Source organism: Cellvibrio sp. UBA7661, from assembly GCA_002483365.1.
Lineage (GTDB): Bacteria > Pseudomonadota > Gammaproteobacteria > Pseudomonadales > Cellvibrionaceae > Cellvibrio.
On the sequence record DLHT01000014.1, the window covers coordinates 92122 to 112038 of the forward strand.

General features: G+C 45.9%; 19 protein-coding genes and 1 pseudogene. 10 read left to right on the forward strand and 10 right to left on the reverse strand.

Annotated elements, in window-relative coordinates; all coding sequences use genetic code 11:
- The gene (locus B2739_RS12030) at positions 1-1440 is read right to left on the reverse strand and encodes a rhomboid family intramembrane serine protease (RefSeq protein ID WP_331346098.1); all 1440 of its coding nucleotides are present in this window, start codon (positions 1438-1440) and stop codon (positions 1-3) included.
- A 245-nt stretch (positions 1441-1685) separates the two neighbouring features.
- Here B2739_RS12030 and B2739_RS12035 point away from each other — a divergent pair, with 245 nt between their 5' ends.
- The 3 genes from B2739_RS12035 (at position 1686) to B2739_RS12045 (ending at position 8023) form a co-directional block, all read left to right on the forward strand.
- Entirely contained in the window at positions 1686-4304 is a 2619-nt protein-coding gene (locus B2739_RS12035) for a TonB-dependent receptor (protein WP_331346099.1), read from the forward strand.
- Between the two features lie 173 nt (positions 4305-4477).
- Complete coding sequence (locus B2739_RS12040) at positions 4478-5584, forward strand: arabinogalactan endo-1,4-beta-galactosidase (protein WP_331346100.1); 1107 nt, start codon at positions 4478-4480, stop codon at positions 5582-5584.
- Between the two features lie 36 nt (positions 5585-5620).
- The gene (locus B2739_RS12045) at positions 5621-8023 is read left to right on the forward strand and encodes a glycoside hydrolase family 2 TIM barrel-domain containing protein (protein WP_331346101.1); all 2403 of its coding nucleotides are present in this window, start codon (positions 5621-5623) and stop codon (positions 8021-8023) included.
- Positions 8024-8152: 129 nt separating this feature from the next.
- Here B2739_RS12045 and B2739_RS12050 read toward each other — a convergent pair whose 3' ends face one another.
- Positions 8153-8734, reverse strand: coding sequence for a DUF4114 domain-containing protein (locus tag B2739_RS12050; protein WP_331346102.1), 582 nt, complete (start codon positions 8732-8734; stop codon positions 8153-8155).
- A 287-nt stretch (positions 8735-9021) separates the two neighbouring features.
- Entirely contained in the window at positions 9022-9897 is an 876-nt protein-coding gene (locus tag B2739_RS12055) for a LysR family transcriptional regulator (protein WP_331346103.1), read from the reverse strand.
- A 71-nt stretch (positions 9898-9968) separates the two neighbouring features.
- Between B2739_RS12055 and B2739_RS12060 the strand changes: the two genes are divergently transcribed.
- The 3 genes from B2739_RS12060 (at position 9969) to azu (ending at position 11811) form a co-directional block, all read left to right on the forward strand.
- Positions 9969-10955, forward strand: a complete 987-nt coding sequence (locus tag B2739_RS12060) for a nitronate monooxygenase (protein ID WP_331346104.1) — start codon at positions 9969-9971, stop codon at positions 10953-10955.
- A 43-nt stretch (positions 10956-10998) separates the two neighbouring features.
- Positions 10999-11220 (forward strand): hypothetical protein, encoded by a 222-nt coding sequence (locus B2739_RS12065; protein WP_049629510.1) that lies wholly within the window; start codon positions 10999-11001, stop codon positions 11218-11220.
- 144 nt (positions 11221-11364) lie between these two features.
- Positions 11365-11811, forward strand: coding sequence for an azurin (gene azu / locus B2739_RS12070; protein WP_331346105.1), 447 nt, complete (start codon positions 11365-11367; stop codon positions 11809-11811).
- A gap of 151 nt (positions 11812-11962) precedes the next feature.
- Here the strand turns inward: azu and B2739_RS12075 are convergent, their stop codons facing one another.
- The gene (locus B2739_RS12075; RefSeq protein WP_331346106.1) at positions 11963-13126 is read right to left on the reverse strand and encodes an NnrS family protein; all 1164 of its coding nucleotides are present in this window, start codon (positions 13124-13126) and stop codon (positions 11963-11965) included.
- 350 nt (positions 13127-13476) lie between these two features.
- Between B2739_RS12075 and B2739_RS12080 the strand changes: the two genes are divergently transcribed.
- Positions 13477-13881, forward strand: a complete 405-nt coding sequence (locus B2739_RS12080) for an NIPSNAP family protein (protein ID WP_331346107.1) — start codon at positions 13477-13479, stop codon at positions 13879-13881.
- 146 nt (positions 13882-14027) lie between these two features.
- Here B2739_RS12080 and B2739_RS12085 read toward each other — a convergent pair.
- Together B2739_RS12085 and B2739_RS12090 are read right to left on the reverse strand one after the other, a co-directional pair.
- A pseudogene (locus B2739_RS12085) lies at positions 14028-14385 on the reverse strand (serine O-acetyltransferase); the annotation flags it as partial.
- Positions 14386-14559: 174 nt separating this feature from the next.
- Complete coding sequence (locus B2739_RS12090) at positions 14560-14685, reverse strand: hypothetical protein (protein WP_331346109.1); 126 nt, start codon at positions 14683-14685, stop codon at positions 14560-14562.
- Between the two features lie 282 nt (positions 14686-14967).
- Between B2739_RS12090 and B2739_RS12095 the strand changes: the two genes are divergently transcribed.
- Positions 14968-15756 carry a hypothetical protein gene (locus B2739_RS12095; RefSeq protein ID WP_331346110.1) on the forward strand — a complete coding sequence of 263 codons (789 nt, stop codon included), beginning with the start codon at positions 14968-14970 and terminating at the stop codon, positions 15754-15756.
- Between the two features lie 27 nt (positions 15757-15783).
- Positions 15784-16578 (forward strand): class II glutamine amidotransferase, encoded by a 795-nt coding sequence (locus tag B2739_RS12100; RefSeq protein ID WP_331346111.1) that lies wholly within the window; start codon positions 15784-15786, stop codon positions 16576-16578.
- 67 nt (positions 16579-16645) lie between these two features.
- Here B2739_RS12100 and B2739_RS12105 read toward each other — a convergent pair whose 3' ends face one another.
- The 4 genes from B2739_RS12105 to B2739_RS12120 form a co-directional block, all read right to left on the reverse strand.
- Complete coding sequence (locus tag B2739_RS12105) at positions 16646-16873, reverse strand: hypothetical protein (RefSeq protein ID WP_331346112.1); 228 nt, start codon at positions 16871-16873, stop codon at positions 16646-16648.
- A 68-nt stretch (positions 16874-16941) separates the two neighbouring features.
- Positions 16942-18009: a hypothetical protein gene (locus B2739_RS12110; protein ID WP_331346113.1), complete on the reverse strand. Its 1068-nt coding sequence runs from the start codon at positions 18007-18009 to the stop codon at positions 16942-16944.
- A gap of 18 nt (positions 18010-18027) precedes the next feature.
- On the reverse strand, positions 18028-18894 hold the full coding sequence (locus B2739_RS12115; RefSeq protein WP_331346114.1) for a hypothetical protein: 867 nt from the start codon (positions 18892-18894) through the stop codon (positions 18028-18030).
- On the reverse strand, positions 18894-19337 hold the full coding sequence (locus B2739_RS12120; RefSeq protein ID WP_331346115.1) for a DUF6152 family protein: 444 nt from the start codon (positions 19335-19337) through the stop codon (positions 18894-18896). The genes B2739_RS12115 and B2739_RS12120 overlap by 1 nt, the downstream gene beginning before the upstream one ends.
- A 142-nt stretch (positions 19338-19479) precedes the next feature.
- Here B2739_RS12120 and B2739_RS12125 point away from each other — a divergent pair, with 142 nt between their 5' ends.
- On the forward strand, positions 19480-19683 hold the full coding sequence (locus B2739_RS12125) for a hypothetical protein (RefSeq protein ID WP_331346116.1): 204 nt from the start codon (positions 19480-19482) through the stop codon (positions 19681-19683).
- The last annotated feature ends 234 nt before the right edge of the window (positions 19684-19917 follow it).

The following is a 19917-nucleotide window of genomic DNA, read 5'->3' on the forward strand; positions in this document are numbered from 1 at the left end:
TTACACTCCTTGTGCCAATTGTTGCGCAAGCTGTACCGACAGCGCCTCGTAATGGGATTTTTTCTGGCCGTCACGCAAACGATGAAAAGCAGCAGCGAGCTTTCCTGCATATACGACCAAGGCAGGATTCTTACAACCCCGCTCCAGCAATTGGATAAACACCTGCTCTGCTGATTGCGGATTTTCCAAGGCTGCGAATTGCATTCCCAACTTCATCGCCGCTTGCTCGGTGAGCAGACCATGCACGTCCGGATTATCTTTCCACACTTTATCTAATTGCCGAATGTGTTCAGGAGCAAGTAAAGGAACCGTCAGCAAATGAATAATTCCCTCGTGGTAATGTTCCCCACGGGTTATTTTTAACAAGTTATAGCGGATCATCGCCAATTCAAAATTACCTTTACGCTCCTTCATCAGCTCATCGACCAATACTAGCGCGCGATCAAAGCGGTGCTTTTCAATTGATTCGTAAATCTCTGCCAACGGCTGTTGCTGTGGATCTATACCCTGATCATTTTCAATGTACTCGTTATTAAACATATTGCGGTTTAATAACCACGCCAGTGCGATCAGGACTGCACCGGCAGCAAAGCCGCCAGCATGCGCCATAAAGGCAACGTTTGATCCGGTATCTGTGTAATAGCTGTAAATTTCCTTGCCGATATAAAATGGCAAAATAAGCAGTGCTGGCGCGCGGAAATAACCCACCAAAAAGAAAAACCAATAAAAAAATTCGATCTTCTTTAAACGAAATACCGCAAGGTACATTGCCATCACACCAGAAATTGCACCGGACGCCCCCACCAACGGCGTTGTGCTCTGCCAATCCGAAGCAACTTGTGCAAAACCCGCCGCCACACCCGAGAGCAAATAAAAAAGTAAAAACCGCCAATGGCCAATCGCCGCTTCAACAGCAAACCCACACACAATCAGAAAAAACATATTGCCCAGCAGATGCATAATGTCGCCGTGCAAAAATTGGTGTGTGATAAAACTGGAAAATCGCAGATCGCTCGCACGCAAACCATTGGCAATAAAACTGATCGATTGCATTTGCTTATGCAATAACGCGCGGTTAGGTGCCCACTGGTCGTAAGCATCCGGTAAAAAATGTTGGCGGGCATTTTTTTGCAGATACGCGTAGAACTCTTCACGCATCAAAATATCGCTCACGATCAGCTCAACCTGATTGGCCTGATACTCACGACGATACTGTTGCAACAAATCCTGCTCTTGTTGCTGTTCCAGATATTTTTCAAATACCGGCCACTCTTGTTCCAAAAAGCCTTGTTCCTGATACGACATCATGGATTCAAGTATTTTTTTGGTATCGCCGCTTTGGTAGAAAAAATAAATCATCACATTAAGCAACACCAAGACGCACAAAACGATGGGGGCATTGCGCCAGTCCAGCTGCTTTTCGGTGGGAACTATAATCATGTGAAACGCTAATCCTTTCGTTATTTATTAATAGAGGCTATCGGGCAGCTGCTATCTGTAGAGCGATATCACCTGGCGCCAGTATAGAGCCCCAGCCGCTTATTTGGCCTGCCTATTTTTTGGGTTTTTTAATGCCCTTCCTTATTCATCATACAAATACAGTCGCAGCGCTTGACTTATCTTAACCCTTCAGCAAAAATAGCTTATAAATATGATTTATATAACAATCAATAAAGAGAGGACATATGAAATACACGCCACTAATCCGCTTTCCCCGTACCAGCCTGTTTTTAGCCATTAGCCTGCTAGCGCCGCTGGCATCAGCCCAGGATACCGCCGCGGACAACTCCGTTGAGGAAGTTGTCGTAACCGGTATGCGCGCCTCATTAGAGAAGGCGATTGCCGTTAAGCAACAAAACACCAAGGTGATGGAAGCCTTGGCAATGGATGATATCAACGCCACCCCTGCCGTTACCATCGCTGAAGCACTGGTTCGTCTGCCTGGTATTAATGGCTCACGCGACCGTGGCAATGAAAGCCAGGCCGCTATCCGTGGCCTTGGCCCACGCATGGTGTTAGGCACCGTGAATGGCCGCGAAGCCGCAAGCCCTGAGCCTGGCCGTGCCATCCGCTATGAACAGTATCCATCTGAATTGGTATCGGCCGCGGAAGTTTATAAAACCCAGTCTGCCGATCTGGTAGAAGGCGGTATTGCTGGCACCATCAACCTGAAAACCATTTCTCCCCTTTCACATACCGGCCCTGTGGCAACGGTGCGTGTGGGTGTGCAGCACAACGAAAGCGCGGAAGATATTCCGGATTACAACCCGCTGGGCAACCGTTTTAGCGGTGCATTTGTACATCAATTCAGCGATACCTTTGCGGTCGCGATCGGTGCCTCAACCCAAACCCAAAAGAATGCCTACGGCTCTTTGCAAGGCTGGGGTTACAGCACCGGTAATTGGGATCTGGATGGACAAGGCTCTACCGGCAACACACCTTGGGGTGTTGCGGCAGAAGTGAAAAAGCTCGATACCGACCGCGATGGCGTGATGACCACCTTTGAGTGGCAGGCGAGCGATGCACTTAACGTGAAATACGATGTGCTCTACACCAAATTTGCGATGGACGAGCAGCAAAACCAAACCTGGGCACAAGATATAGGTTTGAACCCGGGCCCTTGGGGCGGTTGGGGGATAGAAGACACCAATACCGATGGCCGTCCGGATAACTTGCTGAGCAATGTTGTCATGGATGGCGACAAAGCTGTCGCCGCCACCATTAATGGTTGGGAAGGCCAAATCCGCCATGTCATCGGCGCGTATCAACAAGAAAACAGTGGCCTTACCCAAGGTTTGAAATTCAGCCACACCGGTTTTGACAACTGGCAAATCGACGTGGATCTATCGCACTCCACTGCTGAGCGCGAGAACTACTGGAACGCCATTTATCTGGATCAGTACGCCGAAACCTGGAGTTACGATACCCGCGGTCGCCCTTCTATCACTGCACCCGATGGCTCACCACTGTTGTCACCAGAAACAGCGTCTTACAACTGGATTGGCAACGCCAACGAAGGTTCAACGCTGGAAGACAAATTGCAAAGTGCACAGTTTGATATCAAACGCGATCTGGATGCAGGCCACTTGCGTGCACTGAGCTTTGGTGCGCGCACTGCTGACCGCGAGAAAGAAGTGATCTGGACGGATTTCAGCATGAGCCGCAGTGTTGATAACGGCATCGCGGTCGCCTTCCCCGAAGGTTTCCTGAGCAGTTATACGCTCGGCGCTTTCGATACGATTCCGTTCCTGAATGCACCGTCTTACGCAAAAACTGCTGAACTTATCTATGGTGGCGTTGCGTTTGATACGGCTGCCGTCAATGAAAGCCGCTATTGGAAAGTCGATGAACAAAACGATGCGTTTTACGTCAAGCTGGATTTTGAAGGCCAACTCGGCGGCTTGGACTACAACGCAAACATCGGTGTACGTCAGGTTGATATCAGCACCAAAAGTTACGCATTAAACGGCGAACATGTCGATAACGATTTCTCCAAAGCCCTGCCAAGCGCCAGCTTGAACCTGGATTTGGATGACACTCGCAAATTGCGCATTGGCGTTTCACAAGCAATCTCACGTCCACCACTGGATGAATTGCGTGCAGGCCAATATATCAGCGCGATCAACACTGGAAGTTCTGGCGGCGCAGGCAACCCGTTATTGGACCCATTCACTGCCGACCAAATTGACGTTGCTTATGAATGGTATTTTGCGTCTGAATCGCTCGCCGCATTGAGCCTGTATTACAAAGATATTGAAAACTACATTGGCAACGCGACGGTGGGCACCTTCACCAGCCAACAAGGTACATTTGAAATTTACGGGCCAGTGAATGGCGATGGCGGATACGTGCGTGGTGCAGAAGTCACCTTCCAAATGCCATTGGATTTTTTACCCGTTGAAGGCTTTGGTATTTATTCCAACTACGCGTTTGCCGAATCCAATATTTATGAATTTGCGCCTTCAGATAACCCATTACCTATGGCCGGTCTGGCAAGGGATACCGCAACGCTGGACCTGTGGTACAGCAACTATGGTATCGATGCACGTCTGGGGTGGAAATATCACTCGGCTTACACCAGTGCGTTCAGCTGGGACAGCTATGACCTGACCACGCTGGATGCAGAATTGGGTGTTGGCCTGAGCCTCGCGTATGAAATCAATGAACATTACAACGTGCGTTTCCAGGTGTTTAACCTCACCAACGAACCACTGCGTCTGACACAAAATAACGATTCAGGAAACCTGAAACGTTTTGATGACTACGGCCGCAGCTATTTGCTGGATTTCACCTGGAAGCTCTAAGTATTGGTTTCTTTTTTGTTTTGTCATGAATCATCCCTTAATTTACGGCTGCTTCGGCAGCCGTCTTTTTAATGCGGGAATATTCTGGCCTATACAAAACTATTTCTAATAAACCTCTATAAAACTATCACTAATAAACCTCTATAAAACTATTCCTAATAAAAAGTATGCTTATGAAAAACTGGCTAACAACATTTTTATTTGTATGCACACTCATATCGGCTTGCAGTTGGGCTACGCAGCCTTTTTATGTGGGTGCTGATTTATCCTACGTTAATGAAATGGAAGATTGCGGTGCGGTGTATCGGGATAAAAATAAAAAAGTAGATCCATTTACACTCTTTGCCACTAAAGGAGCCAACCTTGTGCGCGTCCGCTTATGGCATAACGCACAATGGACAAAGTATTCAAACTTGGACGATGTCAGCAAAACGCTGCAGCGCGCCAAAGATAACAACATGAAAACCTTGCTGGATTTTCATTACTCAGATACCTGGACAGATCCGGAAAAACAATTTATCCCAAAAACCTGGGCGCATATCACCGACACCAACGAATTAGCCAAAGCACTCTACGATTACACAACCAATACGCTATCGGCGCTGGATAAAAAAAATCTGTTGCCGGATATGGTGCAAGTCGGCAATGAAACCAATATTGAAATATTGCAACAGGAAGCCAGTATTGTTAACGGCATTCCGGATTGGCAGCGCAACGCCACCTTATTAAACAGTGGCATAAAAGCCGTGCGCGATTACAGTCTGGCGAGCGAAAAAAATATCAAGATCATTTTACATATCGCCCAACCGGAAAATGCACTCTGGTGGTTTAAACAAGCCAGTGAAAACGGCGTGACTGATTTTGATATTATCGGGCTCTCGTATTATCCGCAGTGGTCTACTTACACCCTGCCCCAATTACCCGATGCGATTAAAAAATTAAAAGGCATTTACGGCAAAGAGGTTATGATTGTCGAAACCGCCTACCCCTGGACGCTGGAGAATTTTGACAAAGCCAGCAATGTATTAGGCAAGCAAGCGGTACAGCCAGACTTTCCTGCGACACCGAAAGGCCAGGTGATGTATCTGGTAGCATTGACCCAATTGGTCAAAACCGCCGGTGGCTCAGGAGTTATATACTGGGAGCCAGCATGGGTCAGCACCCGTTGCACCACTTTATGGGGCAAAGGCTCGCACTGGGAAAATGCCAGTTTTTTTGACGCAACAAAACGTAACAATGCCCTACCCGCTTTTTTATTTTTCTCGGCAAATTACAAATAAAAAATACACTTAACAAGATCGACAAGTGAGAGCTATATGAACAGCATCGTAAAAAAATTATTAGGGGAAAACCTGCTTCCGCTCCATCGCCTGCGAGCCGGGTTGACGGGTTTGGCACTGTGCGGATTCATAACCGCCTGTTCACCTACACCCGATCCTCGCCTTGCAGCGATTGCAGCCAATGACCAACCTTACAATACCGGTTGGCAATTTTTCCGCAGTGACAACGCATTGGATTTAGCCACCGCCCAACAACATCAGGATTGGCAAACCATACAAATTCCTCACACACCTAAAATTGAACCGCTTGTTGTGAATGAACAATTCCAGGGCGATGCCTGGTACAAAAAAATCATCACCCCGGAAGCTGGCTGGAAAGAAAAACAAATCGCACTGAAATTTGAAGCGGCCATGAATGTGGCAGAGGCATGGCTTAACGGTGAAAAACTCACCACACATGTCGGCGGCTATTTGCCTTTTACGGTCAATCTCACCGAAAAATTAAAATGGGATTCACCAAACGAATTAATGGTGCGTCTGGATAACCGCGACAACCCCATTACCGGGCCAAAGCCATTAAAAGATCTGGACTTCAATACCTACGGCGGAATTTATCGCTCGGTACAATTGCAAATCAACAACGATTTGCATATTACCGATGCGGTCGCCGCCGGTAAAAAAGCCAGCGGTGGTATTTTTGTTACCTATCCGCAAGTCAGCAAAGAACAAGCGATGGTGAGAATCCAGACTCACGTTTATAACGCTCACTATGATCCTAAAAAATTCCGTGTAGTACAGCGCTTGATGGATGGCGAAAAAGTAGTAGCAGACCAAACCAGCCCGCTGCTTTCTATTACCGGAAAATCCGATCAGGAAAATATTATTGAATTACCGGTAACGCAACCGCGCCTGTGGTCACCCAAAACCCCTAACCTATATCAATTAGTGACGCGTGTTTATGAAGGCGATTCACTGGTGGATGAAAAAACCACTCGCATCGGTATCCGTGAATTCAAATGGGTTGAAGGTCAATTATTTATTAACGGTGAAAAAACATTTTTGCGCGGTGTGAACCGCCATCAGGAATATCCTTATGTAGGTTATGCAACCTCTGATGCAGCCGATTACCGCGATGCGGTGAAAATAAAATCAGCAGGTTTTGATTATGTGCGCCTATCGCACTACCCGCATTCCCCTGCCTTTATGGCTGCAGCCGATGAATTGGGCTTGGTATTGCTGGATTCTATTTTAGGTTGGCAATATTTTTCTGAAGACCCCGCATTTCAGGCACAGATCCAACAAACCTGCCGCGACCTGATCCGCCGCGACCGCAACCATGCATCGGTCATGGCGTGGGAATGTTCGCTCAACGAATCCTGGATGACAGAGCCTTTTATCGATTCATTAACCAACATTGTTCACGAAGAATATCCGGGATCAATGTCTGCCGGTTGGCAGGAATATGGTTACGATATTTATTTACAGGCGCGTCAGCATCGCCTGGAGCATTACAAAGAGCCGAATAAACCTTATATCGTCAGTGAATACGGCGATTGGGAATACTACGCAATGAATGCAGGCTTGAACCAAACCGCGTGGGCCGATTTATTACAGGCAGACAGAAGTAGCCGCCAATTATTGAGCGATGGTGAAAAACGTTTGTTGCAACAAGCATCCAATATTCAGGAAGCGCACAACGATAATTTCAATACCCCCGCTTTTGCCGATGGCTATTGGGTGATGTTTGATTACAACCGCGGCTATGCGCCTGATCTGGAAAGCTCGGGTATTATGAGTATCGACCGCTTGCCAAAATACAGTTACTACTTTTATCAAAGCCAGCGCGATGCCAATGAAGTCTCCGACAAATTTGCCTCTGGCCCTATGGTATTTATCGCGAGCGAATGGAACGAGCATTCATCACTGGATGTGCGCGTGTTCAGCAACACCGATGAAGTGGAATTAATCCTCAATGGAAAAATTATCGCCAAACAAACACCAGACCAAAACAACAACAGCAAAAACCTGAAGCATCCACCGTTTACCTTCAAGGTAGATAAATTTGCCGCAGGTGAGCTCAAAGCGATTGGTTATATCGATGGCAAAGCCGCTGCTGAATACAAGGTCGTTACCCCGGGTGAAGCTGCGCGCTTGCGCATGTCAGTAGATACCAGTGGCAAAGCGCCGCAAGCTGGCGTGAAAGATGTGGTGTTTGTGTATGCGCAATTAGTGGATAGCGATGGAGATCCACTGCGCAGTAATAATGTTCCCGTAAACTTTTCGGTCACTGGCAGCGCAACTTTAATCAGCCCTGCAGAAGTTGTTACCAGCAATGGTATCGCCAGCGCCTTAATTGAAATTGGTGATTCATTGACAGGACTTAAATTGACGGCAACATCGGCTAACTTGCCTTCGGCAAGTGTAGAAATTGCACGGTAGTCGTGATTAAGCGCACACATGTTTTATAAAAGACAACGACTTTATAAACATTACTAAACCGTCATCAAAACCTAAAAAGCCCCTGTTTTCAGGGGCTTTTTACATTGCAAATCCAAACAATGGCCTTCGTTAGCTGGCGCGTCTACGTACAGCACCAAGCGCGGCAAGCCCCAAACCAAACAATGTAATTGACCAAGGTTCAGGCACACTGGTGCTGATATTAGTAAACACAAATTGATGATCGTTGTAATCAAGATCACCCAGGTTTGGTAAATCTTCAAAACCAACATAAGTTCCCATGGGAATCAAACTGTCACCACCAAAATCTGTGGCATAGGTGTGATTTTTTGAATCAGAATTAAACCAGGCAACTGAATACCATGACGAGCTAGTACTTTGTACCTGCAACTCAAACATCAGTGCATCGCCAGCACTTGCCGTTCCCAACACAATAGAATCACCGTAAGCAGATAAATTATTTTGCAAACCATAAATACCCGTCGATACTCCATTAATCCACAAACCAATCCTGCTGATGTAACTGGCACCGGTGGCAAAAAAGTACGCGCTAATATCACCATCAGCCGCAGCAACAAAAGAATTTTCACTCGCCTCAGAACCCACGTCGGGGTAAGGAATAGGACCCGCTTGCGCAGTTAAAGCCAAACACGAACATAAAGCAGCGGAAGCAACACTCAAATGTTTTGACATAACCAATCTCCATGTAATAAAGACAAAATAAATGTAAGGATGCAGATGGAATCACTAGCATCAACATGGAGAGCAAAAAGTATGCCACGCAAATTGAATATAAAAATGGTGTAGCTTTATAAACCAATCTGCTAAAAATAAGCGTTTCTGCCTGTTTTCAGTGAGCTGCCTTTGTTATGCGGTGCATACATTGATTTATTTGTGCAACTTTTACAAAAAAGCCGCACTACAACAATGCAGTGCGGCTTGGTATAAAAATTGGCTCTTATTGACTTAATATAATGCTTTTAGCGCCACACAATTTTCTGTTGGGAAATTGCACGCAAATTTTCAATTGCCTTATGAACTGTTGCGGATGTATCGCTATCGCGATAGATAGCATAAATCGGGTAAGTAAATTCAGGGGCATTGGGAACCGGAAATAATTTTTTTTCTTCAATGTAACGCTGTACAACTCGCGCACGAAAGTAACCTGTTCCTGAACGTTGTAACAAATATTCAAGTGCCAACAAACCAAAATCAATTGACACTTCTGCGCGGCGTTTGCCGGGGAATGCAGAATCGTGTTGCTGTTCGTACACTGGGCCCCAATCAACGTAAATATAAGGTTCAGGTATGGCGGCTGACACCATCACCAATTTTTCTTCCAATAATAATTCGATTTTTAATCCAGGAAGATATTCAGGGCGATACACCAACGCAACATCCAGTACACCGTGACTGACACGACTAATTAGCGAACTGGCTTCACCCGTCTCGACTTGAATAGCCAGGGCACCGTAACTGGAGCGCAAATCGGATATCCAATTCAGCAGCAGCGGATTCCACAAAGCCAACTCCCCGCCAACAGAAATGGATTCGGTTTTGGCCTCTGGTAAGGGCACATCAAACTTTGCTTTTCCCCACAGCTGGACAATCTGCATCGCGTAACTGACAAAACGCTCGCCTTCCGGTGTCAGGGATGCACCAGCGCGGTTACGCACAAACAATTGACAACCAAGTTGCGCCTCCAAATTTTTTATGCGCGCCGTCACTGTTGTTTGGGTGACGTGCAACCGCTCCGCCGTTGCAATAAAGCTGCCGGAACGCGCGATATCCAGAAATGTTTTTGCCAGTTCAATATCCATCGATTTAATACCAATTTTTTTGATATTAAAATGCATTTAAATTCATTATTCAATGTTATTGATAGTCAATAAGATAAAACCAATGCCATAGACACTATCTGACACCTATGTATCACCCTGCTTTGTATACACCGCTCACCGATTTATTAGGCTGTAAATATCCTATTCTCTGCGCAGGCATGGGAGGCGTAGCACGGCATAAACTGGCGGCTGCGGTAAGCAATGCCGGCGGTTTTGCTTGTTTGGGAATGGTGCGCGAACAACCGGAATTTATCCGCGAAGAAGTTCACCGCTATCGCTCACTTAGCAAAAAACACTTCGCAGTCAATTTGATTCCCGCCGCTACACCTGCAGAATTATTGGATCGCCAAATTACCGAATGCATAAGTCTGGGTGTGCGTTACCTCGCATTCTTTTGGGATGTTGATAAAGATATCGTCCGCCGCTGTATTGATAACGGCATAACGGTAATGCATCAGGTGGGCAGTAAAAAAGATGCCGAATTAGCGCTTGAAGCTGGCGCCAGTGTTTTAATTGCGCAGGGCGTTGAAGCTGGCGGCCATGTGCGTGGCGATACTTCACTGTTTGGCTTATTGCCGGAAATAAGCGCATTGAGCCCTGTACCGGTTGTTGCATCGGGCGGAATCACCACAGGACAAGGCCTTGTGGCGGCACTCGCTTTAGGTGCGCAGGGCGTAAGTTGCGGCACACTTTTTTTGGCCACCGAAGAATCCAACGCGCACGATTTTCACAAAGAAAAAATTATCCGCGCAAAAGCGGCCGACACCCTGCTCTGTTATGACTTCCATCGCAATTGGCCCGTCAAAGCTGCAGTCCGCGTGCTGAAAAATGCCATCACCGAAAATCCTTACCACGATTACAAGCATTTTCCTGATCGTGCTATTGGCGAACAGGATGGTGCAGCAATTTATCCATTCTCTACTGATTCACCGCTTAAAGGCGCAACAGGCGATCTCGCCTCTATGGCGCTTTACGCAGGCCAAGGCTGCGCAAATGTCAGGAAAATCAAATCAGCCGCAACAGTAATTGATGATTTTATGCGGCAAGCAAATCAGTATTTGGATCGTCTTTAGAAATTAAGATGAACGAACAGGTATGACAACAAGAGGTTAGTTTATGAATCCAAAAGCGATGTTGAACTATGCACACTGCACAATGGCCGCGACTCTGAGCCTATCGTTATTGATTGTATACGTTACTTACGGATCAAACCTCATACTCACCATTCCCACCCAGGCAATCTTGCATGTTGGCCTGATTATTTTTCCCACATTTTTCAAAATCAGTTACATCATCCGCCTTAATGCGTTGAAGCAATTGGGAAAACCCGTCAATTAATTCGTGCTATTGATTAATTTCTTTATTGATTTTTTCACTAATTTTTTTCTGATTTTTTTACTGATGATTGATGAGAAATATCCAAGCGCACAAATACTGTTTGCATGGATATAAATTTTATATAAACCGACCGGAGACTATCCAATGAAATCAAAATCGCTCTTAGTATTTTTACTTTCCACGATTGCCAGTGGAGCAATGGCAAATGAATGCAGCGTGGCCATCTCCTCAACAGATGCAATGCAATATGACACTAAAGCAATCACAGTGAATGCAAGCTGCAAAGAATTTACCGTCACCTTAACTCACGCAGGTAAATTGCCTAAAAATGTGATGGGACATAATTGGGTTTTGAGCAAAACCGACGATAAACAAGCGATCGCTTCCGAAGGTATAGCCGCAGGATTGGACAACAACTATTTAAAACCAGGAGATGCACGGGTAATTGCATCAACGCCGCTGATTGGTGGAGGAGAAACAACATCAGTGACCTTTCCCGTCAGTAAACTCAGTGCAGGCGTACCCTATACTTTCTTTTGTTCTTACCCCGGTCATAACGCCATCATGCAAGGCAGCCTGACGTTACAGTAATCCCACCAATTTGATCGCCTATACCTTACTTGATCGGTCACACATTTGATCGGATGCACAGTAGAAGTGTCAGCATGACTGACACTTCTACACCGACACTTGCAAAATACGGATCAACTCACGCCGCCATTTTTACCCGTTGCAGTTCACTTTAACCGGGACGACCATCTATTCTCGGGCGACTAAATATCGGCCAGTAGATAACCACAAACAGACTGAATGCAAAGCACCATCCCGCCGCAGCGATCATCACACCCAGTTGATAATCAAAACATCCCAGAGCAGCCCCAACACGGCACACGGCCGCCAAGGTAATACTGGCGTACATCAGCCAGCCAAATGCAGGTAGCGTAAGCGGCCGGCCGGTATGCCCTAACGCAACGCGGGTCATCACACCCAAAATTAATGTTCCCATTGCTCCTGCACCCAAAGCATGTTGCCAGCTTGCAGGTGTCACCAATTCAAATGCACTTAACCCTTTTAGCAAAAGCGCAACCACAACCCAGGCGTAACCCACATGCAACACCCACAATAACGGCTCACGCCAGCTATTCCAGCCTTTCCAGCCACACAAGCGCCATCCATTCAGTACAGCTGCCACTAATGCCAACACGCCGGTTAACCATGGGTAAGCAATCCACTCTGCAGGAATCAACAACGCCGTTGCAGCAATAGCCGCGCGATCCAACACCGGACGCACAATAACCGTTGCCGATACTCCATGATTGCGAAACCAGTTGCTGGTGAACAGCGGAATAATGCGGCCGCCAATCACTAACATAATTAACGTGAGCAACCCCATCGCCAATGCTTGTCCGTGCTGTAAACAGGCCGTTATGCCCGTATTGAACCCGATATGCATGAGCAAGTTGGCCACCGCAAGCAACAAGATCATCCCACCCAGCGGCATATTGCGGCGGTTACCGTGACGAACCAATATCTGCAACACCAGCGCGGCCAAGGCCAATAAAAACAGCATGTCCAGAGCAGCGACCAAGGGCAGCGGTAAATAACTGGACAACCACATCGCGATCCGCCCGGATACCCAGGCAGCAACCAACAGCAACAACATCTTGCCCTGCACTGGCGGTGCACCTGTCCAATTGCAAATAGCGGTGAGAATAAATCCCGCAATTGCGGCAGTTGTAAATCCAAAAAGCATCTCATGACTATGCCAATGCAGTGGCGACCAGCCTACAGGCAGGCCCAAGCCTCCGAATAGGAATGCCACCCAAGCAAGCACAATCGCAAAGCCATAAAGCCCAACCAGCAAGAAAAATAGTCGGAACGGATAAGCAAATAATGTTTTGATCACGATTTTTCTCTCAACGTCTGTGGCAACAACTGGTACCCGATTATCCATCATTACAATCTTTATAGACGCGTAGGGCTTTGCAGTTACGCGCATAAAGGTTACTTTTTCGGCTATTTGATTCGCATCAACTTAAAGATTCATTTATTTTGCATCTTTTATAGTTGCATGTAAAATGAATCTTTAAAATGGGTATTTACCACTGTCAAGAAAAGTAAAATCATGTCGGGATCTGTGGCGGCAAGCATAACAGCAACTGTATGTTGCTAGTATAAATACGGGCACGAAGTTATTTCGCAGCTGTGTTTTAAACCGTTTTCTATCCTATTTTATTTACACGAGTCTACGATTCCATGAAAAAAATAATGTTTGCGTTAATGGCCTTGTTCAGTATTTTTGCGATGACACCTGTGCTCGCGGCCGAGGACACGCCTGTTTTTGAATTGCGTGTTTACACCACTCATCCGGGAAAAATGCCGGATCTGTTAACACGTTTTAAAAACCACACCACTGCCCTTTTTGAGCGCCACGGCATGGTAAATGTCGGCTACTGGTTGCCGACCGAACAAAAAAATGGAGATAAGCTGTATTACATTTTGAAGTATAAGAATCGCGCTGCCGCAGAAGCTGCGTGGAAAGCATTTTCTGCTGATCCGGAATGGATAAAAGTCCGTTCAGAAAGTGAAGCAAATGGACCGATAGTCGCGGGGGTTGAATCAACCTTCTTAACTGCTACCGAATTTTCGGCAATCAAGTAAGGGAATTCATAGAACGTATCGAATCTGTATCCACCGGTTTCATGCAACAAAACCGAGGATAGGTTTTACAGTTTAACCAAGTCCCGTTAGCTAGCGCTTTCGGGACAAGCCAACGCTATCCACATAATCCAGCGCCGCACCTAAACCTACCGCATCAGCAATTGTTGGCGCGAACTGGCTTGGGTGATACTGGAACCAGGGGGGCACACTGCGCGTGAGCCATACATTGCCGCCAATAATCGAACCTTTACCGATGGTGATGCGCCCTAACACCGTAGCCCCCGCATAAATCACCACATCATCCTCAACAATCGGGTGACGCGGTATACCCTTTTGTAAATGGCCTTTGTCATCGGTGGGAAATGTTTTAGCACCCAAGGTGACGGCTTGATAAATCCTCACACGCTCACCAATCACTGCAGTTTCACCGATCACCACGCCGGTGCCATGGTCGATAAAAAAAACACGCCCGATTTCTGCACCGGGGTGAATATCAATCCCCGTTAATGGTTACGGGCATTGCGCAATTCCTGCACAATAGTATCCAGCTCCCAGGTAACCGATATTAATTCGTGATGTTGTTGATGACTCATGGATAACTAACTCTTCTCTTCTTTATTTTTCTGAATTTTTCTGATTAATCCTGCACCCAAGGCAGGCCACGCTGACGCCAACCACTTACCGCACCGCGCCGCTACTGCTCATCAAGGTCGCCTTCAAAATCCCGGGTAATTCCCTTGCGGCATTTGAAGTGCCATTAGGTGTTGAATTATCAACAGCATTGGTTAATTGGATTACTGTCATAACACTTTCCTCAATCAAGTGTTTATTTTTAAACACCACCGACAACTGATTACAGCCGTTACCATCTTTCTATGAAAACGGAATGCGTTGTTTGTGAATTGAGGACAACTATAGTGACGGCTATAAACAATGTGAAAGAACATATCTCTATAACCTTATAATCAGGCTTTCAATTTCAGGCTTGTTATAAGCTAGGAATATTTAATTATTTTATAGTTTTTTGATTCCTCTTTAAGATGCCGCTCTATAACGCTCCCATTAAAAATATCCAAGAATTTTGCTATGCCACTTACAGAATTAATGCACTACTTCAATGACCAACTGCAAACACAGGCGCGTCTTAATGAACTGCCTAAAACCGGTTTATTTAAAGTAGATAACCAGTATCGCGCCCGCTTTGGTAATTTGGTTTTAGGTAGCCAGTTTGCAGACATCAAGGGTTTTGATAATGACCAACTGATTGGCCATTACGCAGATTTATTTGTGCGCTCTACCACGGGCAATGTGTTGAATATAGATGCCATTGTAAATTCACTGGAAAGCACCGAAGAAGTTGTGCATCTGGATAGATTGGTAAGAACACTTCACTCGCTGAATTATTTACAACAGCACGATGGTTTCAAAGGTGTACTGGCACTTCATGTACAGGCGAGGCATATATTGAGTGTTCCCCATGAACACGGTAAAACTTTCGAGAAAATATTGAGCGATTGCGGGCTTAATCCGGAGCGGGTGATATTACATACCAAGCTTGTTGATGAAGTAAACCTTGCGCATTTCCAACAAGCGTTAAGCAATTACCGCGAACGTCACTATCGTATTGGTATACATCTGGAAACGCTGGAAGATTGGTCACTACTTCAACAGTTACTACTACAAGGGTTACCACTGGTATCTGACTATGTTTTTGCCAACACAAGACTCGCAAGCCAACTAGACCGTGAACATAATTTTATGGAGAAATTGCAAATACTGGTTGCAAACCTGGATGAATCAGAGCGCCATCCTTTGGTCGCCTACTCAACCAGACAACTGACCGGCTATGTACAACCTTCACGTTTGGCAAGTTAATCTTGCATAGGAAAATCCGGAATTACTATGTGCCAGTTATTGGGAATGAGCTGTAAACAACCGGCAAGTATTGGCTTTTCATTTGAAGGCTTTCGTGCGCGTGGTGGTTTAACAGATGACCATAAAGATGGTTGGGGGCTTGCATTTTATCGCAATCAGCAAGCGCAAGTTTTTCTGGATGAATCACCCGCTGCCGAATCACCGCTGGCAGAAAGCATTCAAAAAACCGATATAAAATCCAACACAATTATTGCCCATATCCGTAAAGCCACTGTTGGTGCAGTGAAACCCAGAAACTGCCATCCATTCCAACGCAACCTTTGGCAACAGGATTGGCTGTTTTGTCACAACGGCGATTTAAAGGGTTTCAATCCACCATTGGATGATGAGTTTCAACCAGAGGGCGATACCGATAGCGAATTGGCGTTTTGCTTTTTATTGCAAGAATTAAAACGTCATTTTCCCTATGGAGCCGATAGCATTGATGATCTATTTCAGTGGCTCAACCATTTAAGCGAGATAATTGCAGCATTTGGTACATTCAATATTATTTTGTCCAACGGCGAATGGATGTACACCTACTGCTCAACCCACCTCGCCTATGTGCAGCGACAATATCCCTTCACACGGGTGACACTGATTGATCGGGAATTGTCATTGGATTTGAGCCAGCACAACAATCACGACGACCAAATGGTGGTGATTGCCACCAAACCATTAACCGCAAACGAACAGTGGACGCTTTACCAACCGGGGGAAGCACGGTTGTTTAAACAAGGAGAAGTTTATAAGGAAAGTAAAATTGGCAATGTAAAAAAATAAGCGAGGCCAAATGGCGTCGCCTATTTTTTTCTGGTGTTTTTTATCCCGCTTTTTATCTCGCTATTTTTTATCTCGCTGTACAAATAACAGAAAAACTTAATAGCCCATTGTTTGTCAGCAGCCCCCTGGCATAGCGCAGGATCTCAACAGGATGTCGTACAAAATTAGTAAAGCGCGCATGGTGTGTACCAAAAATGCCCCACAAAATAGGAAAGCCCACCAAAAAAACAGCGGCGGCTAGGCTTAACAGGTTTTTTGCTTTTAAAAATGGAATAACACTGGCTGCACGATTCATAAATATTTATTTCCTGATTATTTACTGATTAATGGTTAGATAAGAATTTTTCTTTTGCCCACAGAGGGTTAATAAATAGGAGTTGAATTACCCGCACCAATTACTGCACCGCCACCAAAACCTCCATTATTTTCCGTACAAATTTGTTCATAAGGCTCCAGTAATAATTTTTTGCCTTTATGGTTTGCAATACCTAATTGGTTATTCCAGCCATCTTCAGAAAAATTTTCTACGCGTCGCGCCGGTATTTCCAAAGTCCAGGGGCGCGTAAATACAGTAGGATCGGTATAGGTTGCGGAATATAAATAACGCTCGCCTTTATCTTCAAAAATCAATTTTTCTACTACTGTTGTTTCTGTACCGGAGAATTCCCCTGTGCGACCAAAACGCGATTTGGAATTGTTATTGCGCACCTCAACATGCAGGGTATTACCTTCCCAATAACCGCGTGAATCACCATTCCATAAACGGATTTTTTGATCCAGATGCGGTTTTTTATCCAACTCACCCTTTTTTACCAAATGAATAATCCGCGAACCTGAATCAAACAGGAACAACACATATCCGGGATACTGACGTATCTCATAGCCGTGCCACATAAACGATTTGGATGGTCCTCCCGGCGCACAGCGAGCCAAAGGTTCTACATATTCCGGCTTCACCGGCTCACTGAAATTTTTCAAATATTCTTGCTGTAATTCACGCGCCCAGGGTTGATAAGGCACCTGCCCGTCTGCAGGGTCAACAACCCGGCTGGGTGCGCGGGATTCACGCGGCCCTAATGGAGTACGCGGTGGTTCGCCGGGAGTTGCCCCCTGCGGGTCAGTAAAATTAGTGTGATTGGAAATAGTATTCGACCAGTGGCCTTGCACATCCGGTTGGCCGTCACGTAAACGCGTTCCCGTCCATTTTCCTTGGCTGACTTTATAAACAGTTTTTTCACGTTCAAATTTTGGAAATTGCGCGCGCTCCGCTTCCCAGCGCTCGTAATTGGCAAAGGCTGTTTGCGCCAGCAGTGCTGTAGCAATCCCGCTAAGAATAACTACCTTGATTGCTTTGCCTAGCTGTATTTTTTTGTGTATCTGTATTGTTTTGCGCGCCGGTTTAGTTTTCTCAGATAAATTTTTTCTGTTCATGATGCACACCTGCAATATCTACTTGGGCTGCGCTTTGGGAGCGCGTTCAGCGGGATAGGGATAATATTGGTCGTAATCGAGCGTAAACCGATAATCCTCAACCAATTGAAAATTCGGCTCGCGGTGACGATGCAGGAACACAGTGATATCCCATGGGCGGGTAAACACTTTTTCATCGCTGATGCGCGCTTTGTATTCAATCGTATTCGCATCGATCAATGTCCAGCGCTCAACTACGTGCAAGGCATCACTGTGATAATTGCCTGAGCGATCCAGCCAGGTTTCCTCATTAAAGTGTTTTACATCCACCACTAATGTATTCCCCTCCCATTTAGCGCGCGAATCGCCCAGCCACCAATCGTTGGGATCGCGTGGATGATCGGTGCCATTGGTATGGATGGTGCGAATGGAGTGGCCAAATTGATGGATGATGGTGATGTCGCGTTCACGCTGGAAAATTTGCAGCGGCTCGGGATAATAAATTCCACGCGGTACACCCAACGTCCAACCTTTCAAACGCGGGTCGGCTTTAAAACGGTTTTCAAAGTTTTGTTTGCGTTTCGCCAAGGCTTCAGGCTTGTAAGGAATTTCACCGCCATCCACTACCCCCGGCCCCGGTGGTGCATCAATGCGCGCTGAGTGCGGCTCCAAATCGTAATCCGCTGCGCTCGTGGTTTGCCATATACCGGAAAAATCCGGCTTGCCATTCAAGCGCGGAATTTTTTCAGCCGCGCTTGCCGATTGCACACCCAAGGTAAGCGATGCAACAACCAGCAGCACAATCACTAACCACAGAAAAACCGCCATCCATTTTGATGAAGGCTGGGTGTGATTGAAAAAACTTTTTCGATAAAAACCTTGCACATCAAGCTCCAAATTCATCATTAATTACCTGCAGGGCGCGACGGTGTTGTGGGGGCGTCCTGCGCGCCGCCAGTTTGGAATACCCGGCCATCCGGCAAAGTGATGCTGGTGGAATAACCAAAGCTTTGGCCATCTTTAGCAAGATAACCTTTCACAGTTACTTCAGTGCCCGCGGGCAGCGTTGCTTTGGTCAAGCCTTTTTGTTTTAACGCAAACGGCGAACCAAATTCAAAACCCCAATTGGTCACTGTGCCATCAGCGTTTTTTACATCTACATATACCCAGCTGTGAGGATTCACCCATTTGCCTTTTGTGACTTTGCCACTTAACTCAAACGGTTTTTGTGCATCAAACTCTGCAGAAAATGCGTGATGTGCGGATACCGATACGGGTACAGATGCAATCCATAAACTGGCCGCACCCACTACCAAAATACCCAACCCGTTTTTGGATGGCCTTAACATATTTCTCTCTCCGGTAAACAAGCTATTAACGTTAAATTAACAAATATGACTCATGTAACTCACCAAAGAGCAAACATCAGGCCAGATTCAAAAAGAGCTGTTAAAGAGAGTAAAAGAACAGAAATTACAAAATGAAAATTGAGTGGAAAATGCAAAAATGAGTATGAAAAATACACTGCAGCCTAAAAATCAGGTCACATCTGTTGAAATGAAAACAATAAAAATAGGAAATGCACCAATTGATGCAGGTCAATTTGATGGCGTGCTGTTTTTTACGCAGGAAAATTTAACAGTGGAGACGTTAAGAAAAATCAGCGCTGTTAATAACAACGCTGATGAATGTTGATTTATACACAGAACACAAACAGAGCGAACACTGATTGTTGATTTTTGATCACATGGAAAACACTATTACTGGCAGATATCGGTAGAGTCGAAGACTGGCGCGCCGAGTTTAGGTAGTGGCTTCCTACTCCTGCTCTTTCGATTTAATGCAGGTGACACTCCTTCTACCTTGCTCACGTTTCCAGCCCCCGCTCATCGAACCGGACGTGCAGATTTCCCGCATCCGGCTCTCGGA

What these genes read in the sequence shown, in the direction of transcription:
- B2739_RS12110 (WP_331346113.1), bottom strand. Translation starts at nt 18,009, where the DNA reads ATGAACAGAAAAAATTTATCTGAGAAAACTAAACCGGCGCGCAAAACA.
- B2739_RS12050 (WP_331346102.1), bottom strand. Translation starts at nt 8,734, where the DNA reads ATGTCAAAACATTTGAGTGTTGCTTCCGCTGCTTTATGTTCGTGTTTG.
- azu (WP_331346105.1), top strand. Translation starts at nt 11,365, where the DNA reads ATGAAATCAAAATCGCTCTTAGTATTTTTACTTTCCACGATTGCCAGT.
- B2739_RS12035 (WP_331346099.1), top strand. Translation starts at nt 1,686, where the DNA reads ATGAAATACACGCCACTAATCCGCTTTCCCCGTACCAGCCTGTTTTTA.
- B2739_RS12105 (WP_331346112.1), bottom strand. Translation starts at nt 16,873, where the DNA reads ATGAATCGTGCAGCCAGTGTTATTCCATTTTTAAAAGCAAAAAACCTG.
- B2739_RS12120 (WP_331346115.1), bottom strand. Translation starts at nt 19,337, where the DNA reads ATGTTAAGGCCATCCAAAAACGGGTTGGGTATTTTGGTAGTGGGTGCG.
- B2739_RS12045 (WP_331346101.1), top strand. Translation starts at nt 5,621, where the DNA reads ATGAACAGCATCGTAAAAAAATTATTAGGGGAAAACCTGCTTCCGCTC.
- B2739_RS12090 (WP_331346109.1), bottom strand. Translation starts at nt 14,685, where the DNA reads ATGACAGTAATCCAATTAACCAATGCTGTTGATAATTCAACACCTAAT.
- B2739_RS12100 (WP_331346111.1), top strand. Translation starts at nt 15,784, where the DNA reads ATGTGCCAGTTATTGGGAATGAGCTGTAAACAACCGGCAAGTATTGGC.
- B2739_RS12040 (WP_331346100.1), top strand. Translation starts at nt 4,478, where the DNA reads ATGAAAAACTGGCTAACAACATTTTTATTTGTATGCACACTCATATCG.
- B2739_RS12065 (WP_049629510.1), top strand. Translation starts at nt 10,999, where the DNA reads ATGAATCCAAAAGCGATGTTGAACTATGCACACTGCACAATGGCCGCG.
- B2739_RS12060 (WP_331346104.1), top strand. Translation starts at nt 9,969, where the DNA reads ATGTATCACCCTGCTTTGTATACACCGCTCACCGATTTATTAGGCTGT.
- B2739_RS12115 (WP_331346114.1), bottom strand. Translation starts at nt 18,894, where the DNA reads ATGATGAATTTGGAGCTTGATGTGCAAGGTTTTTATCGAAAAAGTTTT.
- B2739_RS12095 (WP_331346110.1), top strand. Translation starts at nt 14,968, where the DNA reads ATGCCACTTACAGAATTAATGCACTACTTCAATGACCAACTGCAAACA.
- B2739_RS12030 (WP_331346098.1), bottom strand. Translation starts at nt 1,440, where the DNA reads ATGATTATAGTTCCCACCGAAAAGCAGCTGGACTGGCGCAATGCCCCC.
- B2739_RS12055 (WP_331346103.1), bottom strand. Translation starts at nt 9,897, where the DNA reads ATGCATTTTAATATCAAAAAAATTGGTATTAAATCGATGGATATTGAA.
- B2739_RS12080 (WP_331346107.1), top strand. Translation starts at nt 13,477, where the DNA reads ATGAAAAAAATAATGTTTGCGTTAATGGCCTTGTTCAGTATTTTTGCG.